This is a genomic window from Microtetraspora malaysiensis, from assembly GCF_001528665.1.
GTDB classification, from domain to species: Bacteria; Actinomycetota; Actinomycetes; order Streptosporangiales; family Streptosporangiaceae; genus Microtetraspora_A; species Microtetraspora_A malaysiensis.
Genome location: NZ_BBYJ01000024.1, coordinates 138,093 through 157,814 on the forward strand (window position 1 = coordinate 138,093; position 19,722 = coordinate 157,814).

The 19,722-nt window shown below is 68.9% G+C and carries 16 protein-coding genes; 6 read left to right on the forward strand and 10 right to left on the reverse strand.

Translation table 11 applies throughout. The annotated features are described in order from the left end of the window. Positions 1-550: 550 nt before the first annotated feature. The 5 genes from AWQ71_RS40690 to AWQ71_RS29095 form a co-directional block, all read right to left on the reverse strand. Entirely contained in the window at positions 551-733 is a 183-nt protein-coding gene (locus AWQ71_RS40690) for a hypothetical protein (protein ID WP_157570637.1), read from the reverse strand. A 353-nt stretch (positions 734-1,086) separates the two neighbouring features. Further along, the gene (locus AWQ71_RS29080) at positions 1,087-2,454 is read right to left on the reverse strand and encodes a glucose-6-phosphate dehydrogenase (protein ID WP_067138720.1); all 1,368 of its coding nucleotides are present in this window, start codon (positions 2,452-2,454) and stop codon (positions 1,087-1,089) included. After that, a complete protein-coding gene (locus AWQ71_RS29085; protein WP_067138723.1) occupies positions 2,451-4,280 on the reverse strand; it encodes a glycoside hydrolase family 15 protein in 1,830 nt (609 codons plus the stop codon). Before AWQ71_RS29085 ends, AWQ71_RS29080 begins: the two co-directional genes overlap by 4 nt. A gap of 36 nt (positions 4,281-4,316) precedes the next feature. Then, a complete protein-coding gene (locus AWQ71_RS29090) occupies positions 4,317-5,366 on the reverse strand; it encodes an NAD(P)-dependent alcohol dehydrogenase (RefSeq protein ID WP_067138725.1) in 1,050 nt (349 codons plus the stop codon). Positions 5,367-5,571: 205 nt separating this feature from the next. Beyond that, positions 5,572-6,852 (reverse strand): YibE/F family protein, encoded by a 1,281-nt coding sequence (locus AWQ71_RS29095; RefSeq protein WP_067138727.1) that lies wholly within the window; start codon positions 6,850-6,852, stop codon positions 5,572-5,574. Positions 6,853-7,250: 398 nt separating this feature from the next. Between AWQ71_RS29095 and AWQ71_RS29100 the strand changes: the two genes are divergently transcribed. Together AWQ71_RS29100 and AWQ71_RS29105 are read left to right on the forward strand one after the other, a co-directional pair. Further along, entirely contained in the window at positions 7,251-8,315 is a 1,065-nt protein-coding gene (locus AWQ71_RS29100) for a sodium:calcium antiporter (protein WP_067139029.1), read from the forward strand. Positions 8,316-8,364: 49 nt separating this feature from the next. Continuing rightward, positions 8,365-9,906 carry an LCP family protein gene (locus AWQ71_RS29105; protein WP_169806656.1) on the forward strand — a complete coding sequence of 514 codons (1,542 nt, stop codon included), beginning with the start codon at positions 8,365-8,367 and terminating at the stop codon, positions 9,904-9,906. Positions 9,907-10,008: 102 nt separating this feature from the next. Here the strand turns inward: AWQ71_RS29105 and AWQ71_RS29110 are convergent, their stop codons facing one another. The 3 genes from AWQ71_RS29110 to AWQ71_RS29120 form a co-directional block, all read right to left on the reverse strand. Further along, positions 10,009-11,574, reverse strand: a complete 1,566-nt coding sequence (locus AWQ71_RS29110; RefSeq protein WP_157570638.1) for an OmpA family protein — start codon at positions 11,572-11,574, stop codon at positions 10,009-10,011. Positions 11,575-11,788: 214 nt separating this feature from the next. Further along, positions 11,789-12,226: a hypothetical protein gene (locus AWQ71_RS29115; RefSeq protein WP_157570639.1), complete on the reverse strand. Its 438-nt coding sequence runs from the start codon at positions 12,224-12,226 to the stop codon at positions 11,789-11,791. 59 nt (positions 12,227-12,285) lie between these two features. Next, the gene (locus tag AWQ71_RS29120) at positions 12,286-13,137 is read right to left on the reverse strand and encodes an alpha/beta fold hydrolase (RefSeq protein ID WP_067138742.1); all 852 of its coding nucleotides are present in this window, start codon (positions 13,135-13,137) and stop codon (positions 12,286-12,288) included. A 59-nt stretch (positions 13,138-13,196) separates the two neighbouring features. Here AWQ71_RS29120 and AWQ71_RS42035 point away from each other — a divergent pair, with 59 nt between their 5' ends. Further along, positions 13,197-13,358, forward strand: coding sequence for an OsmC family protein (locus AWQ71_RS42035; protein ID WP_157570640.1), 162 nt, complete (start codon positions 13,197-13,199; stop codon positions 13,356-13,358). A gap of 55 nt (positions 13,359-13,413) precedes the next feature. On the opposite strand, the gene AWQ71_RS29125 is transcribed toward AWQ71_RS42035, so the two are convergent. Beyond that, positions 13,414-14,250: an NAD(P)H-binding protein gene (locus tag AWQ71_RS29125; protein ID WP_067138744.1), complete on the reverse strand. Its 837-nt coding sequence runs from the start codon at positions 14,248-14,250 to the stop codon at positions 13,414-13,416. Positions 14,251-14,332: 82 nt separating this feature from the next. On the opposite strand from AWQ71_RS29125, the gene AWQ71_RS29130 reads away from it, so the two are divergent. The 3 genes from AWQ71_RS29130 to AWQ71_RS29140 all read left to right on the forward strand — a co-directional run bounded on the left by AWQ71_RS29130 (position 14,333) and on the right by AWQ71_RS29140 (position 17,153). Then, entirely contained in the window at positions 14,333-15,274 is a 942-nt protein-coding gene (locus tag AWQ71_RS29130; RefSeq protein WP_067138746.1) for an AraC family transcriptional regulator, read from the forward strand. 289 nt (positions 15,275-15,563) lie between these two features. Then, the gene (locus AWQ71_RS29135; protein WP_218002007.1) at positions 15,564-15,758 is read left to right on the forward strand and encodes a hypothetical protein; all 195 of its coding nucleotides are present in this window, start codon (positions 15,564-15,566) and stop codon (positions 15,756-15,758) included. Positions 15,759-15,887: 129 nt separating this feature from the next. Further along, the gene (locus AWQ71_RS29140) at positions 15,888-17,153 is read left to right on the forward strand and encodes a valine--pyruvate transaminase (RefSeq protein WP_281196302.1); all 1,266 of its coding nucleotides are present in this window, start codon (positions 15,888-15,890) and stop codon (positions 17,151-17,153) included. A 647-nt stretch (positions 17,154-17,800) separates the two neighbouring features. On the opposite strand, the gene AWQ71_RS29145 is transcribed toward AWQ71_RS29140, so the two are convergent. After that, the gene (locus tag AWQ71_RS29145; protein WP_084259412.1) at positions 17,801-19,324 is read right to left on the reverse strand and encodes an extracellular solute-binding protein; all 1,524 of its coding nucleotides are present in this window, start codon (positions 19,322-19,324) and stop codon (positions 17,801-17,803) included. Positions 19,325-19,722: the final 398 nt, after the last annotated feature.

Consider the following 19,722-nt stretch of genomic DNA (forward strand, 5'->3'; position numbering starts at 1 on the left):
AAAGGCCCCATATGAGGAATCTGCGGGTTTGGTGCGGTAAGTCAACTTTCCCGAACTACCACCCTGGAATGCGAACGTAGGTCGGTGCGGCGGGAAAGCGGGACAGGGCGCATGGCGGCGTAGGCGGGTGCGACGGGAAAGCGGGACAGGGCGCCTGACGGTGAGAAGTGGGTGCGACGGGAAAGCGGAGCGGAGTGCGGGTGGGACCTCCGGCGCGCGTAAGGCTGTGCCCTGTACCGCCGCGCCCGAGCCGCGAAGCGGTTACGCCAGAGGCCCGCTATCACGGCGCGCCGGAGGGCCCGCCCGCCGCAGCGCAGCGGCGTTCCCGGCAGCGCCCGACCATGAGCGGGTTTCCCGACGGCGCCGGACCATGAGCGGGTTTCCCAGGTTGCGGCGAGAAGGAGCCCGAGGACGAGACGATGCGCCTACGGCGAGGAGCCGGTGCGGGGGTGAGCGGAGCGGAGTGCGGGTGGTTGTGGAGGCGCGCGTAGGACCGTGCCATGTACCACCGCGCCCGAAGCCGCGAAGCGGTAACGCCAGAAGCCGGCTATCACGGCGCGCCGGAGCAGCCACCCGCCGCAGCGCAGCGGTCACCGTTCAGCGGCACCTCGATGTCGAAGGCGGTCGGGTGGCCGGGGGCCGTCGTGCCATGGGTGAACCGGGGTTTGTTCTGTACGACGCGGATGCGGCGCAGGCCGCCGAACTTGCCGGTGTCCACCGCCGCGCGTAGCACGGTGGGTGAGGACGCTGTGCAGCCAGTGGGTGGCGACGGTGACGTGCAGGCCCCAGCGGATGCCGGTGCGCCGGCCCGAGGTACGCGTCAAGGGCGCCTAGGTTCGGGTGCCCGGCGTCCCGAGTAGCAATGGCCGTCAACTCGCCCTCGGCATCGCGGTCTTCGCGCCCGGCATCACGGCCACCTCTTTCGTGCTCTCACTCGGCCCGTCGCTTCTGTCCGGATTGCTCGGCACCGCCAACCGGATCATCGCGGGCGCCATGGCGATCGTCATGTTCCTGGCCGCGCTGCTGGCAGGCGAGGCACGCCCCCGCAGGGCCGGACGAATCCGCGGCGCCTGGGAAGGCACCTCCCTACGACTGCCGGGGAGCGGGCCCGTCCGAGCCGGCCGGGTACTCCTCCAGCGGAACCAGGCCCCTCGACCAGGCGGACAGCACGGGCGCGAGGATCCGCCACGCCTCCTCGGCCTCGTCACCGCGGATGGACAGGGTGGGATCCCCGTTCAGGACGTCCAACAGGAGCCGGCCGTAGGCGGGGAGGTCGGGTGGCTCCATCCGCGCGGTCAGCGCGAGCGGCACGAAGGTGCGCGCGTGGGAACCGATGCCCGTCAGATCCAGGGTCACGCACTCCGGTTCGAGTCCGAAGCGAAGCACGTTGGGCAGGGCTTCCCCGTAGTGGCCGAAGGGCACGTAGGGCACGGGCCGGAAGCGCACCGCGACCTCCTTGCGGTCGGTCCCGAGCGCCTTGCCGCTGCGGAGCCGGAAGGTCGTTCCCGACCAGCGCCAACAGTCGAGTACCAGCTCGACCTCGGCGAAGGTCTCCGTCCGGCGCCCCGGGTCCACGCCTTCCTCGTCGGCGTAGGCGGGAACGTCACGGTCACCGATCCGGCCGGGCAGGTAGCGGGCGCGGCGGGTACGGCGCAGGACCTCGTCGCCGGTGAGGGGCCGCACCGACCGCAGCACATCGAGTTTCCGGTCACGCAGATCGCGCTCGCCGATGGTGATCGGCGGTTCCATGGCCACCAGGCACAGCAACTGCAGCAGGTGGTTCTGCACCATGTCCTTGAGTGCCCCGACGCCGTCGTAGTAGCTCGCCCTGCCTTCCAGGGTGAGGGTCTCGTCCCAGACGATCTCCACCTCGGCGATGTGCGTGCTGTTCCAGATGGGCTCCAGCACGCGGTTGGCGAGCCTGCTGCCGAGGACGTTCTGCACGGTCGACATGGCGAGGAAGTGGTCGACCCGGAACACCGCCCGCTCCGGCACGAGGTCGGCGAGGAGCCGGTTCAGCTCGACCGCGCTGTCCAGGTCTTCGCCGAACGGCTTCTCCAGCACGATCCGGCTGCCCGGCGGCAGGCCCGCCCGGTGCAGCGCCTGGATCGCGACGGGGAAGAGCGCCGGGGGCAGCGCGAGATAGACGGCGACGGGTTCCGCACCGGCGACGACCGACGCGACGTCGGCGGCGTCGGTGATATCGGCCCGCCGATAGCGCGCCGAGCCGATGATCGCCTCCCTGGCATCCACCGGCCACGCGGCGCCGTGGTGGTCGAGCTGGGCGGCCGCCCAGCCCCGGAACCGCTCGTCGTCCCAGCTCGCCAGGTCGGCGCAGGTCAGCTGGAACCCGTCGCCCAGCTGCCTGGCCGCCCGCAGGGCGGCCAGCCCCGGCAGCAGATAGCGTGCGCTGAGGTCACCGGTCGCTCCGAAGACCGCAAGTCGATCGATCATGCTGTCGCGCCTGCCTTCGCCCGTGTCAGGTTCACCCCGCTGGCGATGACCCCGATGTGGCTGAACGCCTGCGGGAAGTTGCCGATGAACGCGCCGGTCGAGGGGTCGATCTGCTCCGGCAGCAGCCCGAGCGGGCTCGCCCGGGCGCACAGGGACGCGTAGAGCTCGCCGGCTTCTCCGACCCGGCCCTGCCGTACCAGGTTGTCGACCAGCCAGAAGCTGCACAGCAGGAAGGCGCCCTCGTCACCGGAGATGCCGTCGGGCGACTGGTCGTGCAGGTAGCGGTAGAGCAGGCCGCCACCGGCCGAGAGGCGATCGGCGATGGCCCGGGTGGTGGCCACCATCCGCGGGTGATCGGCGGGCACGACGCCGCGCAGCGGAAGCGCGAGCAGGCTGGCGTCCAGACCGCCGCTGCCGTCGAGGTGCTCGCTCAGGCTCCGCGTCTCCTCGTTCCAGGACTGGGCCAGGATGAGCTGGCGCAGCCGCTCGGCCGAGGCGCGCCACGCCGCGACCTGCCCGGGCAGCCCGAGCCGCTCACCGATCGCCGCGGCCCGGTCCACGGCCACCTGGCACATCCCGGCCGAGTACGTGAACACCCGGCCGTCGCCGCGTACCTCCCAGATGCCTTGATCCGGTTGCCGCCACGCCTGGCCCGCGAGGTCGGCCAGCCCGGCCAGGCTGTGCCAGAGTTCGGGCTGGAGGTCACCGCCGGAGCGTAGCCACTGGTCGGCGCAGTCCAGCACCTCGCCGTAGATATCGTGCTGGCGCTGGTCGGCCGCTCCGTTGCCCCAGCGCACCGGGCCGGAGCGCCGGTACCCTTCCAGTTCTCCGTCCTCGACCTCGTCGGGTACCGGGCTGCCGTCGACGTCGTACATGATCCGAGGCCGCCGGCTCTGCTCGAAGGCGTCGAGGATCCAGCCGAGGAAGGCGCCCGCCTCGCCGGCGAAGCCGATGCGGCGCATGGCGAACACGGCGAAGGCCGCGTCGCGGATCCAGGCGTAGCGATAGTCCCAGTTTCGGACCCCACCGATCGGTGCGGGCAGCGAGGACGTGGGCGCCGCCACCAGCGAGCCGTTGACCCAGTGGTCGCACAGTTTCAGGGTGATCGCGGCGCGCCTGACCAGCGGTTCCTCGGGCCCTTCGTAGTGGAAATGCGTCATCCAGCGACGCCACGCGTCCGTGGTCCCCCGCAGCATCGCCTCGGCGTCGAAGCGGTGGTGGCGGTGGAAGCGTCCCCAGGACAGCACCAGGTCGAGGCGGTCGCCCTGCTCCAGGTCGTGCGTGGTGTGCAGACCGGCCAGGGGACGGTTGGCGCGGAGGTGCAGCCGCAGGTCCGGCCGCCGGTACGCCCGCACTTCCAGCCCGCTGAGCAGGGCCCTGGCCTGTGCGCCGCCGCGGGGCTCCACGTCCACCCGGAGGCGGACGTTCCCGGCCAGGACGACGGCCGACCGGACGAGTTCGGCCCTGTCGACGGGCGCGTCGTCGGTCAGGTCGGCGCCGGAGCGCAGGGCCAGCGCGTCGGTGACCTGGACCAGGCCGGTGGCGCTGCGCAACTCGGTCACCAGCACCCCGGTGTCGGGCTCGTACCGCTGCCGGGCCTCCACCAGTTCCTCCGGCGTCATCGTGAAATGCCCGCCCCGTGCGTGATCCAGCAGCCCGCAGAACAGCGGCTCGGCGTCGAACCGGGGAAGGCACAGCCATGGAATGGACCCGTCGAGACCGACCAGCGCGGCCGTCGCGCCGTCCCCGATGAGGCCGAGATCCTCCAACGGGAGGTAGCCGTCAGTCCTGCGAACCGGCCGGAACGGTGGATCCGAATTGATCATGCCGCCTCGCTTCCGCAGCGCCGGAAGAGTACAGAGCTAGAAGGTGATCAGCACTTTCACGACGTCGTCGAGCTTCTGGTCCGCGACCTCGAAGGCCCGCTCCATCTCATCGAAGCGGAACTCGTGCGTCGTCATGTGGGAGGGGTCGACCCGCTTCGCCTCCAGAACCCGCAGCAGGCGCTCCATGCGCAGCCTGCCTCCGGGGCAGAGGCCGGTCGCGATCGTCTTGTCGGCCATTCCGACCCCCCACTCGACGCGGGGAATGCGCACGAACTCCCCTTCGCCGAAATAGCCGATGTTGGACACCGTGCCGCCGGGCTTGGTTATCTTGACCGCGGTCTGGAACGTCACATCCGCGCCGAGCGCCTCGATGGCGGTGTCGACGCCCTCGCCCCCGGTCAGCTCCAGGATCCGCCCGGCGACGTCCTCATCAACGAAATCCACGATCTCGTCCGCGCCGTACGTGCGCGCGAGCCGCTGCCGGCGTGGGACCGATTCGACCCCGACGACGAGGCCCGCGCCGCGGAGCCGGGCCCCCGCGGTCGCCATCAGACCCACCGGGCCCTGCGCGAGGACGGCGACGGTGCCGCCGATCGGGATGCTCCCCTTCTCGGCGCCCATGAATCCGGTCGAGAGCATGTCGGCGCAGTAGACCGCCATCTCGTCGGGAATGCCGTCGGGGATGCGCGCGAGATTGGCGTCGGCCTCGTTCACGTGGAAATAGTCGGCGAACACTCCGTCCTTGGAATTCGCGAACTTGAAGCCTCCGAGCGGCCCGCCGGACTGCGACGGGTACCCGTTCTGGGCGGACAGGTCGCCCCAGTCGGGGGTGATGGCGCCGACCAGGACGCGGTCGCCGGGCCGGAAGTATGCCACCTCGCTTCCGACGGCGTGCACGATGCCCACCGCTTCGTGCCCCAGTGTCAGGTTCTCCCGGGGGCCGATGCCACCTCTGACCGTGTGGGAGTCCGATGTGCAGATGAGGGCCCTCGTCGTCCGTACGATGGCGTCCCCCGGGCCCGGCTGCGGAACGGGCTTCTCCATGAAGCCCACGCGCCCGACCTCCTTCATCACGAACGCCTTCACCTGATCCGTCCCTCCTGTCGGCGCCTCACCGTCGCGGGGACGGCGGCCCGCCTGCCGGACGGGCTCCCTGCCGGGTGGCGGCGGCCGACCGCACCGCATCCGCGCGGTCATGTCCCGGTGAGGTTGTGGACGCGCCGCCACCATGTGATCTGTTTCCGCAGGTCAAGTGGTGAGCGCGTCCGTAGACGGTTCATGCCCCGCCGCGTCATCGGCAACCAGGAACCCAGGCGTCCGGGTCGGGCGAGTCGCGCCGTCGATGGCGCGCGGGAGGCGGCGGCTGCTCCTCGTGCGAGGTCTGCCGCGCGGCGGTGAGTGCGGCGAGAGCGGTGGTGATGGGGACGGCCGCGATGAGTCCGAGCGTGCCGACGATGCTGCGGATGATCTCCTGGGCGACGATCGGGTTGCGCAGTACGTCTCCCAGGGGCTGCTCCCCCACGCTGAAGAGCAGAAGCAGGGGAAGCGCCGCACCGGCGTAGGCGAGGACGATCGTGTTGATCACTGAGGCGATGTGCGCGCGCCCCACGCGGGCCGCGGCCCGATAGAGGCGGCCGAAGGAGTAGCCGGGATTGGCGACGGCCAGTTCACCCACCGTGACGGCCTGGGTGACCGTGACGTCGTCGAGGACGCCCAGGGCGCCGATGATGATGCTCGCGAGGAGCAGGCCTTGCGCGTTGATGCGGTATCCGGTGTCCAGCATGAACGAGCTGTCGTCGGTCATCCCGGTGAGGTGGGCGACGTCGATGGCGACCGCGGAGAGAACGCCGGTGATGGTGAGGCTGGCCAGCGTGCCGAGCACGGCCATCGAGGTCGGGATCGTGAAGCCGTGGGTGAGGTAGAGGACCGTGAGCATGATCGCCGCGGAGCCCACGATGGCGACCAGCGTCGGCGACTCGCCGGCGAGGATCGCCGGGATGATGAAGGCCAGCAGCAGGACGAAGGTGACGCCCAAGCCGATCAGCGCGGTCAGTCCGCGCCAGCGGCCGAAGGCGACCACGGCCAGGGCGAAGGCGGCGACGAACATCCAGAGCGGTGCGGATCGGTCGTGGTCGGACAGCAGGTACTGCGGCGCATCGGGCGTGTCCTGCGGCATGTGAACCAGCACGACGTCGTCGCCCGCGGCGAACCGCTGCGCGCCGGGGCCGCTGGGCAGCTCCGTCATGACGGTCCGATTTGCTTCGGGCCCGCTGGTGAGCCGGACCCGGACGTCGGCGCAAGTATCGGGAGTCGCCGACGCGGTCTCGGACGTCGCCACCTCCTCCGGCGCAGCGGGGCACGGCTTGGGGTAGACGCCGATGATCATCCCGGTTACCTGCGGCAACCCGGGCGCTGGCGGGCGGTCGGGCCTCTGGTCGCCGGGCCACAACCAGATCAGGGCGGCCAGGGTCGCCAGGGTGATGGGCACGAGCACGGCCAGCGTCGCCCACACCGTCTTACGGGTGGCGGGCAGGGGCGAAGCGGAGGTGCCGTGGCTGTGGTTGGCGCCCATGATGGACGTTCGTCTCCTCGGGGTGTGGTTCCTCAACGTGGGAAGGCGGCGCGCGGTCCGTCTTCTCGCGCCACCCTCATCGTTCCGTACCGCTCAGCGTGAGCGGTGCTCGCTGAGCCGTACTCGCGAGGCGTCAGCCTTCCGCGCCCCGCCGGCCGCTTTCGAAGACCGCGATGAGGAGCTATGCTGAGCCGCTGCGAAGGGGAGTAGCCCCGCAAACCGGTCATCGACACACTGGAGCCCCGGCTCCCGGTGGCCGGGCCTGCGATCTCATGCGGGCGGGCGAGACCTTCGGCCCATTGTCGATGACGTGTGCGCATCGCGGGCCGAAGCCGTACCGCCGCCTTCCACGCCGGTCGACCTCGAACCCCGCGGATGCGGGAAGGTTGGACGAGGTCGTGCTGAATGTCCTGTTGCTCATCGCCTGCGCGGTGGCGATCTATTTCTCCTGTGAGTGGTTCGTCAACGCGGTCGAATGGCTGGGCGAGCGGCTGAATGTCGGGAAGATGGCGGTGGGCACCATCCTGGCCGCCTTCGGAACCGCGCTGCCCGAATCCGTGGTGACACTGGTCGCGGTGACCACCGGCGACACGGAGGAGGCCAGGAACATCGGAGTGGGCGCGGCCATGGGTGGCCCGCTGGCCCTGGCCACCGTCGCGTACGGCGTGAGCGGTGTGGTCCTGCTCCTTCACCGGCGCAAGCGGCGTGCGGCTGTCATGGCGGGGGGCTCCGGCGCGGCTGAGGCGGACCCTCCGGGGGGCTCCGCGCAGGCCCTGGGGACCGCGCGGGATATGGCCCGCCTGGCCAAGGACCAGCAGTGGTTCCTGCCGATCTTCATCGTCAAGGTCGGGCTCGGCCTGGTCGCCTTCGCGTTCAAGCCCGTGCTGGGTCTGGTCTTCTTCGCCGCCTACGCCGTGTACTTCTGGCGGGAGATCCGCGGCGGGCACGACGAGGACGGCGAGGGCGACGAGCTGGAACTGGAACCGCTGAAGTTCCAGCCCAAGGCCGCCTCACCGGCCACCTGGGCGGTGATCGCCCAGACCCTGGCCACTCTCGTGGTGATCTTCTTCGCGTCACGCCTGTTCGTGAACCAGCTTGAGATCATCGGCCCGATGATCGGATTGTCCGCCTCCGTCACGGCGCTGTTGCTGTCGCCCATCGCCACGGAGCTTCCCGAGACCATGAATGCGATCATCTGGATTCGACAGGGAAAGACCAAACTGGCTCTGGCCAACATCTCCGGTGCCATGATGATCCAGGCCACCGTGCCGAGCGGGTTGGGGCTGTTGTTCACCGCCTGGAAGTTCGACAGCGCTCTCCTGTGGTCGGGGCTGGTCACCATGGCGGCGATCGTCTACCTGCTGGCGACCATGCGCGCCCACAAGCTGACCCCGCTACGACTCGGTGTGGCCGCCGGCTTCTACCTGGTCTTCGCACTCGGGCTCATCCCGATCCTCACCTGAGGCTCCAGCTGACGCGGCAGATCACCGCGGCGCAGAGAGGGCAGTGGACGTGGACAAGCACAACGCAACGCTGGAGAACGGTCCCGACGGGCCATCGCGTGCCGGAAAGCCCACCCGGGTGGACCGTGGCGACCGGCCGGGCGGCGCCCGTGCCGGCGCGGGCCGACGCCGCGTCCACCGGCCTGCCGGCCGGCGCGTGTCCTCGCGGCGAATCCTGCGCTGGTCGGCGGCCCTCGCCGCCGCGGTGCTGCTGCCGACCGTAGGTGCGGCCTATCTGGGCTACACCCAGCTGTCCGGCAACATCACCCACGAGAAGGTCACCGACCGCCTCGGCACGGTGCGGCCGCCCAAATACACCAAGGCCCTCAACATCCTGCTCATCGGCTCCGACACCCGCGCCGGGGAGAACGCGCAGTTCGGGCACACCGCCGGCGCCCGCTCGGACACCATCATCCTGCTGCACATATCGCCACGCCGCGACGGCGCCACCGCGATCAGCTTCCCCCGTGACCTCATGGTGGACGCCCCGGCGTGCACCACGGCCACCGGCGCGGCCGTCCCGCCCACTCTGGAAATGATCAATGCCACGTTCAGCGCGGGCGGCGCGGCGTGCACCTGGAAGACGATCGAGTCCGTCACCGGCATCCGCATCGATCACTTCATGCAGATCGACTTCACGGGATTCAAGAGAATGGTCGACGCGCTGGGAGGGGTGGAGGTGTGCCTGCCCGAGGCGGTGAACGATCCCAAGTCTCACCTGGAACTGGCCGCCGGGCGCCACACCGTCACCGGCAACACCGCGCTCGCCTACGTGCGCACCCGCTACGCGCTCGGCGACGGGTCCGATCTCGGCCGCATCAGGCGCCAGCAGCTGTTCATGGCCGCCATGGTCCGCAAAGCCACAAGCACCGGCCTGATCACCAGCCCCGTCCGCCTCTACAAATTCCTCAACGCCGCGACCAAGTCCCTCACCACCGACGACGACCTGGATCTGGGCACCCTGCGCACGATCGCCGACAGCGTCCGGGGCATGAGCACGGGCCAGGTCCGCTTCCTCACCGTCCCCAACCACTACTGGGAGGTCGACCCCAACCGGGTCGCGCTCACCCAGCCCCAAGCCGCCCAGCTGTTCACCGCCGTCAGCAAGGACACGCGCGCTCCCGCCGCGAACCCGTCGAACTCCGCATCACCCGGGTCGACCACCCCCACCCGGGCGACGGTCTCGGTCCGTGTGGTCAACGGCAGCGGGCGCGCCGGCCTGGCCCGTCGGGTCACCGCCCGGCTCCGGAACCTGGGATTCACCCGGGCCGTCGTCGCCACCGCGCCGACATCCGCCTCTCGCACCGCGATCCGCACCACCATGGCCGGCCAGGCGGCGACGCGGGTCCTGGCCGGAGCGCTCACCCGCTCCCCCGCCCTCACGCGCGAGGTCGGCACCGGCAGGACTCTCACGCTGGTGCTCGGCGACGACTGGGCCGCCGCGCCCGGCCGGCGGGGGATCCGGCTCCGCGATGCCGCGTCCGGCGGCATCATCCGGGCCTCGACGCTCTCCTCCGGGGTGACGGCCAGGACCGGCGCCTGCCACGCCTGAGCGCGCAGGCCCGCGAGTCCGAACCTGGGCCGGAGCGCGGCCGCCCGCTTACGCGGGCGGCCGACTCCGCGCCGGACGATGCGGGTTCACCGGCGGCCGGCGCTACTGGACCGGCACCTCCAACTCCCGGAAGTTTGCGATCTTGACGTTCAGCGCGGCCGCGTCTTCGGGCAGTGCGAACAGGTCCCAGAACTCCTTCGCCTGACCCGGCCCGAACTTCTCGGTGCTCAACCGCACTCCGGACAAGTCGCTGCACGCGCAGTAGGAGTCGACACGGCCGTCGTCGGTAGGCGTCTGGAGGCGTCCGGGCAGGTACTGGCGCCTCGCCTTCACATCGGTCAACGTGACGTTGGCGGCGGCCTGGTGCCGGAACGACATCCAATCCCGCGAGTGGTGCAGTTCGTTGAACCAGGCCGCGCGGTCGCCCTCGTTGGTGATGCGGAACGTGAGCATGCCGAGGCCGTCCGGCAGCCGCCGCAGGCCGGTCACCTCCATGGAGATCGGCTGACCGCCCGCCTTTCCGGTGCTCTTCAGCCCGGCCCCGCCCGGGGTGGCCGAGGTCGAGGAGGTGGCGGCCCGCTCGGTCTCGACGGCCTGCGGCCGGGCGAACGTCACCGTGACCCGGCGGTTGCGCCGCCTGCCCTCCTCGGAGTCGTTGCTGTAGAGCGGACGGCGCGAGCCGTACCCCTTGGCTTCGAACCCGACGCCCTTCCGGGTGATGAGCGCGGACAGCGCCCGCTGTACGGCCTGGGCGCGGGAGGCGGAAAGCGGCTCGTTGATGGCGTCGGTGCCGGAGGAGTCCGCATGCCCCTCCACCTTCACCGCGGGCCCGGCCGAGGAATCGATCAGCTTCGCGGTGCGGGCCAGGGTCGCCTTGGCCTTCGGGGTGAGCGTGGCCTTGTTCACCGCGAACAGTACGTCCGAGGAGAGGTTCACGTGGAGGTCCTTGCCGTCGTCCGCCGTCTCGTCGGACCGGTCAAGCGCTTCGGATGGCGTCACGACCTCGCGCATCACGGTCGTGACGGGTTCGGCATCGGGGTCGGGGATGAGCATGCCGGGAGGGGTGACGGGTGGCTCGTCGCTGATCGGCACATCCGGCATCGGGGGGCCGACAGGAGTGACCACCGTGGTGGTGGCGGCGGTGCCGGTGGGGGCGGGCATGACCGCGTACAGCGCCAGCGATGCTCCGGGGGCGATGAAGTAGTCGAGGCCGTCACGTTCCTGGTCACTGCACAGGCAGGGGGAGTCGGAGTCGGTCGGCTTGTAGGGCAGGATCCAGGTGCGGGCGGCGGCGTCGAGCACACCGATGCCCGACGCCCACTGGATCTTCCCCAGCGGGCGCGTCAGGTCACCCATCTCGCCGGTCCAGGTCAGCTTCTTGGTGCCTGTGTTGGTGAGCCTGAGCTGCACGACCAGGTGCTTGCCCTTGACCCTGTTCAGTCCGACGGCCTCAACCTTGAGCTCCGGGTTCATGGTGCTGCGCGTCTCGGCCAGCGCGGGCTGCGGTGCCGGCTCGGACGCGTCGGGAGCGGCTGAGGCCGCGGTCGCCGCCGCGCTGCCGGAGGATGTAGGGGGCGGCGCGGAGTTCGGTGGCGCGACGTCCCCCGCTCCCCCACAGGCCGACAGCATGAACAGTGCCAAGAACGGTGCAGCAGTTCTAAAACTCACCCGGTCAATACTGCCTGACCTTGGGCCGGGGGCCACCGTCGAGGCGATCATTCAATGACGGAGGCCCAGGTCGGCTGTGTCGACCTGGGCCTTCTCGCTGGTGCGCCGCCATGGCCCCGCATCCGACCCGCTGACACGGTGGCCGGCCCTGGGCATTCCGGGTCGGCCTCATCGGGATGGCGCGACCCGCGTACCATCCCGGCCGGCCGCTCAATCAGGGCGTGTAGACCTGGGAGATCTTCACGATCCGCTTGCTGGAGTCGAACCACACGTAGAAGCCCATCCTCCTGGCGGAGGACGGCTTCAGGTGCGTACGCAGCCATTCGTAGCTCACCCGCTTGGAGGCCGAGCCGTGCGCCAGGATGTTGACGTAGAGCTTGGCCTTCGGGGCGACCTTGTAGTCGCTCCACTTGCCGGTCCGCTTCCAGCTCCACGCCTCGAATTCGGGGTTCGGCCAGATCTTGCCCATGGCGAAGCTCAGATACCCATCTTTGGCGGGGGCGAGGAAACCGAACCGCTTGGCCGTCGTCGCCGTAGCCGTGGCCGTGGCTTCGGTTGGGGCTGTGGTTGTGGTTGTGGCCGCGGCGGTGGCCGCCTCAGCGGGAGCGGCCACCGCCAGGGCGAGGATCACCCCGAGGAAGAGTCTTCTCATAAGGGAACAAGTATCGCGATCTCCCGGCGCTCGCCAAGACGCCCACATCGCCTCGGCACCTACTCGCCGGAGGGGGTGTGGTCGCCGTTCAGGAGCCAGTCCAGGGTGGCCGGGGTCGCGTCGAAGTGACCCGCGTGGCCCGCGTCGGGCTGAACGAGCAATGTCGCGGTCGGGATACGAGCGCCGAGCCAGCGAGCGTGCGCGACCGGTACGACCGGGTCGAGTTCACCGTGCCACAGCCGTACCGGCACAGTGATGGTCGTGGGCGCGAAACCCCACGGGCTCCCGAACAGAGCCATGACGTCGTCGACCCAGCCCTCGATGCCGGGGCGGACCGCTTCGGCGTACGCGGCCGTGAGCATGGCACTGATCTCGGGACGGGTGAGAACGGCGGCCTCGGTCGCGGGCAGCTGCGGCGGGCCGGACGAGTTCGTCCCCAGGTGGGCCGCCATCGCCTCGCGGTCCTGCAGGGCGACGGCGGCGCTGCGGATGTTGCCGTCCATCATCCCGGCGGTCCAGTCGAGTCCCCCGGCGTCGCGCGGCGCCAGCGCGGCAAGCGAGGCCACCCGGGTGACGCGGTCGGGGTGACGAGCCGCGAACGCCAACGCGTGCGGGCCGCCGCCCGAGACTCCGTAGACGGCGAAGCGGTTAAGGCCGAGGGCGTCGGCGACGGCGGCGACATCGTCGGCGCCGTCCACCACGCGGCGTCCGGGCCTCGGGGTGGAGCCGCCGAACCCCGGCCGGTCAAAGGTGATCAGCCGGATACCGCGCTCAGTGAACACGGAGTCGTCCGGGTGGCGAGCCAGCCGTCCCATCGGACTTCCGTGCAGGTAGAACACAGGGGTGCCGTCCGGGACGCCCCATTCCTCCACCGCGAGGAGTCGGCCGTCCGTCGTGCCTATTTCACGCATGCCGGGAATCTACCGCCCAGATAGACAGCGTGATCATGGTTTCATTTCGGGCGAAACCAGTGGAGCTCAGTCAGACAGCCCAAGGATTCGACGACCCCGCCCAGGCCGCCGACCTGGTACAGGTGGCTCATCAGGTGTGCCCCTCCTCCAACGCCACCCGCGGCAACATCGAGGTCGTACTGGTGGTCAACGGCATACAGCTGTGGCACGCCGCCGCGTGATGGGCGCCCTCTCATAACAAGGGCTCCCATCACGCGGTTCGTCGATTGGCCCCGGTCAGTTCCAGTGGCCCGCGGCGGCGGTCTCGGCGACATAGTCCTCGAACGGCCTGGGTGGCCGGCCGAGAGCGCGTTCCACACCGTCCGAGACCGCGGAACCCCGGCCGTCGCGGATCTCCACGAGGAGACCGGTGAGCCGTCGAGCGACGTCGGCCGGGACGCCGTTGGCCACTTGACGCTCGACGAAGACGTCGGGGTCGACGTCGACATGACGGATCGTGCGCCCGGCGGCCTTGCCGATGAGGTCGGCCGCCGCGCCGAAGCTGATCGCCCGCGGGCCGGTGAGCTGGTAGATCTGGCCGCTGTGGCGGTCTTCGGTCAGCGCGGACGCGGCCACCTCGGCGATGTCCTCGGCGTCGACGAACGGCGTGCGGCCGTCACCGGTGGGCAGGGACAAGGCCCCGGCGAGGACCCCCGCCCGCCAGAAGCTCTCACTGAAGTTCTGCGCGAACCAGTCCGGTCGCAGGATGGTCCAGTCGACGCCGGAGCCGCGCACGGCCTGCTCGGCGGGCTTGAGGGGATGACTGTCGTCGGCCTCGCCGACGCCGTAGGCCGACAGCAACACCAGCCGCCGCACGCCCGCGGCGACCGCTTCGGCCACGAACCTGGGGATGCGCGCATGGTGGTCGACACTCGCCCGCAGGTCGGGCTCCATGACGTAGGCGGCGGTGACGCCGTCGAGCGCGGGCGCCCACGTCGTCGGGTCGCCCAGGTCGAAGGGGATGTCACCGGCGGTGCGGGAGGCCGTCCGTACCGGCCGTCCGGCGTCCAGGAGACGCCGGACGATGCGGCGACCGGTCTTGCCGGTGCCGCCGAGGATGAGGATGTTCTTCATTCCATTCAGGGAACTCCAGAATTCGAAGACGATCCATGGGAGAACGTCCGGCGTACATTTGTGATCGTCTACCGTGAACGGAGTGGACGTCCTGAGCGATCTGCTGCACCGGGCCCGAGCCCAAACCGCGCTGGTCCGGCAGTTGGTCCAGCGCCCGCCATGGTCGCTGACCTTCGCCGACGCTCCTCCGCTCACGGTCGTGACCACCCTCGGCGGCCACGCCTCGATCCGGCTGGACGACGACGCCGCGTCCGTGCGCCTTGCCGCCGGTGACATCGCCCTCATCAGCGCCACCGGCCGGTACACGATCGCCGACCCTCCGTCGGCCCCGCCCCAGATCGTGATTCAGGGGCAGCAGAAATACGTCGTCGGCGGACGCGAGGAGGCGGCAGAGGTGCACCGGAGTCTGGCCCCCCGCACCTACGGCGACGGTCTACCCGGGGCCACGATCATGATCCGGGGCGCCTACGAGCTCCGCGGCGACGTGGGCAACCGCCTACTGGACATGCTTCCGCCGCTGGCGGTCGTGCCCGCCGGGCCGCGGACCCGGGCAGCGCTGGATCTGCTCGCCGCCGAGGTCGCCGGTGACGAACCCGGCCAGGACGCCGTCCTCGACCGGCTGCTGGATCTCGTGCTCGTGCTGGCGTTGCGAGCCTGGTGCGCCAGGCCGGAGTCGGAACTGCCCGCCTGGCATCGGGCGCTGGCCGATCCCGCCATCGGCGACGCGCTACGGCATCTGCACGAGGATCCCGCCCATCGCTGGACGGTCGCGGCGCTGGCCGCCAAGGTCGGCATGTCCCGCGCCGCTTTCGCCGCACGCTTCACCAGCCTGGTTGGCGAGCCCCCGCTCACCTACCTCACCAGCTGGCGGATGACCTTGGCGGCGGACCTGCTCCGTGACACCGAGGCGACCGTCGCCGCCGTGGCCCGCACGGTCGGGTACGAGGACGCCTTCGCCTTCAGCGTGGCGTTCAAGCGCGCCCGCGGCGTCAGCCCCTCGGTCTGGCGCCGCCGGCCGCACTGATCCCGGCGCCGCGTTCCGACCCGGGTCGTCCTACACGTCCGATCGAATGAGACGCCCGGGCCAGGCGGTTCATCGAACGCCCCAATGCCCTGTCGCACACACTGCCCGGCCAGGACTTCATCAAAAGACACAGCGCCACAAAAGCGACAATTGGTGCCATTAATACCCTCCAGCATTTCGGGCCGCACACTGCTAAAAATAGGGACCAAGGGAGTAAGCTGACCGAATGATCATCAGGGGCGCCGAGGATCAGGATTGGGCGGACATTTACCCCTTTTACGCTGCCTTCATGGCGGAAGGGCGGACATATCCATTTCCCGAGGACCAGACCCTCGGAGAGGCCCGGCCGTGGTGGATGGAACAGGCGCCCGCCCACCTGTGGCGTTCCCTCGGCTTCGAGGTGATCGGGACCGTTCCCGAGGCGTTCGACCACCCGGATGACGGCCTCTTCGGCCTGCACGTCATGTACCAGCGCCCGAAATGACAGTCACCCCGTCGCACGGCCCGCCCGAGCCGGCGGCCGGGGTTTGTGCGGCGGCACACTCACCCGACATCGCCGGCACCGTGCGCATGTGCCGGTAGCCGGCGAGATCCAAGAAGGGGAAACGGAAGAGTGCAGTTATCGCGGAGCGGCCAGAAGATGTCCGATATGTCGGGCCTTCGCGCCATCATGGAGGACGTCGCGACTTCCACCGCCGTGGACGCGTCCGACTGGCTGAACCTGAGCATCGGCAACCCTGCCACGATCAAGGAGGTCATCGACGCCTGGAGCAGCCTGACCGCGACCGTCGCGGCAGAGGACTTCACCGCGACGAGCAGCCGGTACGGGCCTTCGCGCGGCATGCCCGCCTTGGTCGAGGAGATCGTCCGCTCTTTCAACGCCCGCTACGGCTGGGACATCACGGCGGACAATGTCGTAGTGGGCCCGGGCAGCCAGATGCTCTTCTTCATCGCCACCGCCCTGTTCGCGGGCCCGGCCGGGGAGGACTCGTTCCGGCGTGTCGTCCTGCCCATGACGCCGGACTACGCCGGCTACATGGGATTGTCCCTGGAGCCGGACGGCGTGGCCGGCATCGCCCCCGAAGTCGAGCTGACCGGCGACCGATCCTTTCGTTACGCCTTCGACTTCGAGGCACTGGAGCGGTGCCCCGATATCGGCATGCTCCTCCTGTCCAGCCCGAGCAATCCAACCGGCCGGAGTATCGACGGCGACGAGCTGACCCGGCTGATCGACGTGGCACGGCGGCGTGACGTACCGCTGATCGTCGACCACGCCTACGGCGCCCCATTCCCACTCGTCGCGGCCTCAGAAGTGGCGCCGCGGTGGGACGATCACGTGATCAACTGCTTCACCTTGTCCAAGGCGGGCCTGCCTGCCGAACGCATCGGTTTCGCGATCGGACCACGCCATTACATCCAGTCGATGGTGTCGTTCATGGCCAACTCTGTCCTGCACGCCCCGCAGCTCATGCAACTGGTGGCGGCCAGGGCACTGTCCTCCGGGCTGCTGGACTCGCTCGCCTCCTCGGTGATCCGCCCGTTCTACCGGGACCGCCGCAACTATGTGGAGCGCCTGCTGACCGATCTCCTGCCTGATTCGATCAACTGGCGGCTGCACGCGGGAGAAGGCGGGATGTTCTGCTGGCTATGGATCGATCACGACTGGTTCGATGACATGGCCTTGTACCAGCTGATGAAGACGAAGAAGGTGTTCATCGTGCCCGGTCGCCACTTCTTCGTGAATCCGCTCTCGATGGCCCCCGAGGCGACCTACGCCACACGGTGTTTCCGGATCAGTCTCACCCCGGACGAGCACGTGATCGAGGAGGGAGTGGCGAGGATCGCCGAAGGCCTCTTGGAGCTGCGCGGCACTTCCTGAGCCTCGGAGTTCAGCTACTTCACGGCCCGCCGGAGCCTGGGATCGCGCGTCATCACGACGCGCTCCCATCCGGGCCCGAGCACTCCGGTTCCCGGGTCATCATCCCGGTGACGACCCTCCTGAATCCACCCCATCGACGGCCTTCAGCTGCTTGGCCTCACGACATGAGAACCGTTCCAGCTCCGCCCCGTCAGTCGACACCAAGTTGCCGGCAGACCCGGGCGTAACAACGTCCTGGAGTGAGCGAGGCGACCGACCACGGCAGGTTGTCGGGGATCCGATTCCGTGCGCCGGAGAGCAGTCGCTGAGCGCGAGCATGATGTCCGCTGTAAGGGCGGAGATGGCCACTCCGATTATCTTCACCAGCAGCACCGAAGACAAATACCCCAATTCACACTAAGGCCGCAACCACCTCCCTGAATGACCACCAGCGAAGTCGACCGCCGTCCACATCACGGGCCGCCACACGGCCGCACCGTCATGCAGTACGCCCTGCCGTCGTTCCCTCACGTCGTTGAGGAACCGTCGATGAGTATGCGACAACGAGACAGTTACGGTTCGCATTCAGGCGGTGACGAATATTGGTGCGGCAACGGAACTCCCGCGGACACCGCGGTTTCTGTCGCGTTTAAGAGCAACCGGGGCGGTTAATTGTCAGGCGAGCCGCCCGCGGCGACGCTCGCCAGCTTCCGGGGGAAATCGGCCGGATATCGCCCCTTGTTGTTGATGGCATAAAGGATGCCCTCGCGGAACGTCGCACTGAAATCGGTGTAGTGCGGCGTGACCGGGCGGAGACGCGCTTTCACCACGGCGGCCCTGAGTTCGTCCCGGTAGGGGCGTGTGGCATACGTATACGCATAATCCCGAGTTGGGGCGAATCCCCCGACTTCGAAGAGAATCAATTCGCTGGACGGGCTCGTGAGAAACTCGATCAGCTCCTGGGCCGCCCGCGGCTTTCGGGTCCACGCCGAAACGGCCAGATTCTGCCCGCCGAGCACGCTCTCGTGTGGAAGTTGCGTGACCTCGAGAGAGGGAATCCTGTTCACGGGCTTGACCAGTTTTTCGTACGCCACCGGCCAGTTGCGCATGACACCGGCTCTTCCGCTTACGAATGCCTGAAGAGCCGCCGTCTCAGAGTCGACCGAATCCTCCGGGTCCTTTCCTCGATAGGCGTCCGCCAGGTCCTTCAATGCGTCACGGGCGTCCTGGTCGAAGTCGACGGCGCTCTTGTCCGGCGTCAGCACGAGCTGCCCGTCGCGGTTCACCACTTCACCGTCGTGGGCCCAGATCGCCTCCAGCGCGGTGACCGTCAGGCTCTCCGAATTGACCAGCCGGGCCACGTTGGCGGAACCAGGGAAATAATCGTTCCAACTCGTCGGCCCGCGCCCCTCCGAACGCCGGTAGAGCAATCCCGCGTCCGTGTTCCAGGGAAGCGCCCACAGTCCGTCGCGGGTCCCGCTCATGTCCTTGCACGTGTTCAGGACGTTGTCGAGGAAGTCATCCCCCTTCTCCTTGGGGGATCGCCTGGACTCGTCGATCGGCCGTATGTAGCCGTTTCCGATGAACTCCGGCATGTAGACGACGTCGAGGACGTACACGTCCGCCTCATGGGCGCCGGCCTCTCGCGCGTCATCGACCATTCTCGCGTGCTGTGAATCAGGCTCGGTGCCCAAACCGATGAACTCCACCTTATTGTCCGGGTGGGCCTGATTCCACTGCTGCACGAGTATTCCCCGGGCGTTGGCCGCCCCGCTTTCGTCCCGGGCACTCATGATGCGCAGTACGCCCGGCTCCAGCCCGTCGTCCGGAACCAGCCACGCGATCATGGCGAGGACTGCGAGCGCGACCAGGGTGGCGATCACCCTGCTCGGCTTCTTGAAGACCACTCCCATCCGGTTCAACAATTCGAGAAAGCGAAGCCCATCCTCATTCTCGGGCCGCCTCAGAAGCACTCCGGCCAGCCATCCAAGGAAAGTCAGGCCAAAAGCCGCAAACACCAGCAGGGCAGCTCCGAGACAGAGCTTTCCCCACTCTCCGGCATTATCCGGAAAAACCGGCGCATCGTTCACCAGCACAGACCCGACCGCGGTGGAGAGGACAACCGGAACGACCGCCGCCGTGATCACGAGGATGCGATAGGGCATTCTCAGCGCAGTTTTCCGGTCGTTCATCACCGTCTCCTTGCTCCGGTGGCCGTTCCGGCTCCCGCGCCGCCGGGATACCGGTGGTGGCGGGCTCGACTTTCCGCTCCTCCAAAGGAGGGCAGATCAGTGTCGCAGACTGCATTTCTTGATCGCGACAATTTACTATTGCAGACAATAATACATCTGGCACACATAGACCATGCGCCACTTGGCAATAAATGAATTTCGGATATGGAGAAAGTCGATTTTCAGTCGGACGCATATGGTGGACGTCCGTGACGCCACCACCGAGTTGGTGTACGGGCCCGGCTGCACCAAGCGGCAGGGAGTCCACGGAGGAAGTCGCCGAACGATGAGTCCAACCCGGCATACTCGCGCCGCCACGGTGCCGACCTCGGCACGATGGCCCAAGGCAACCACGCCCC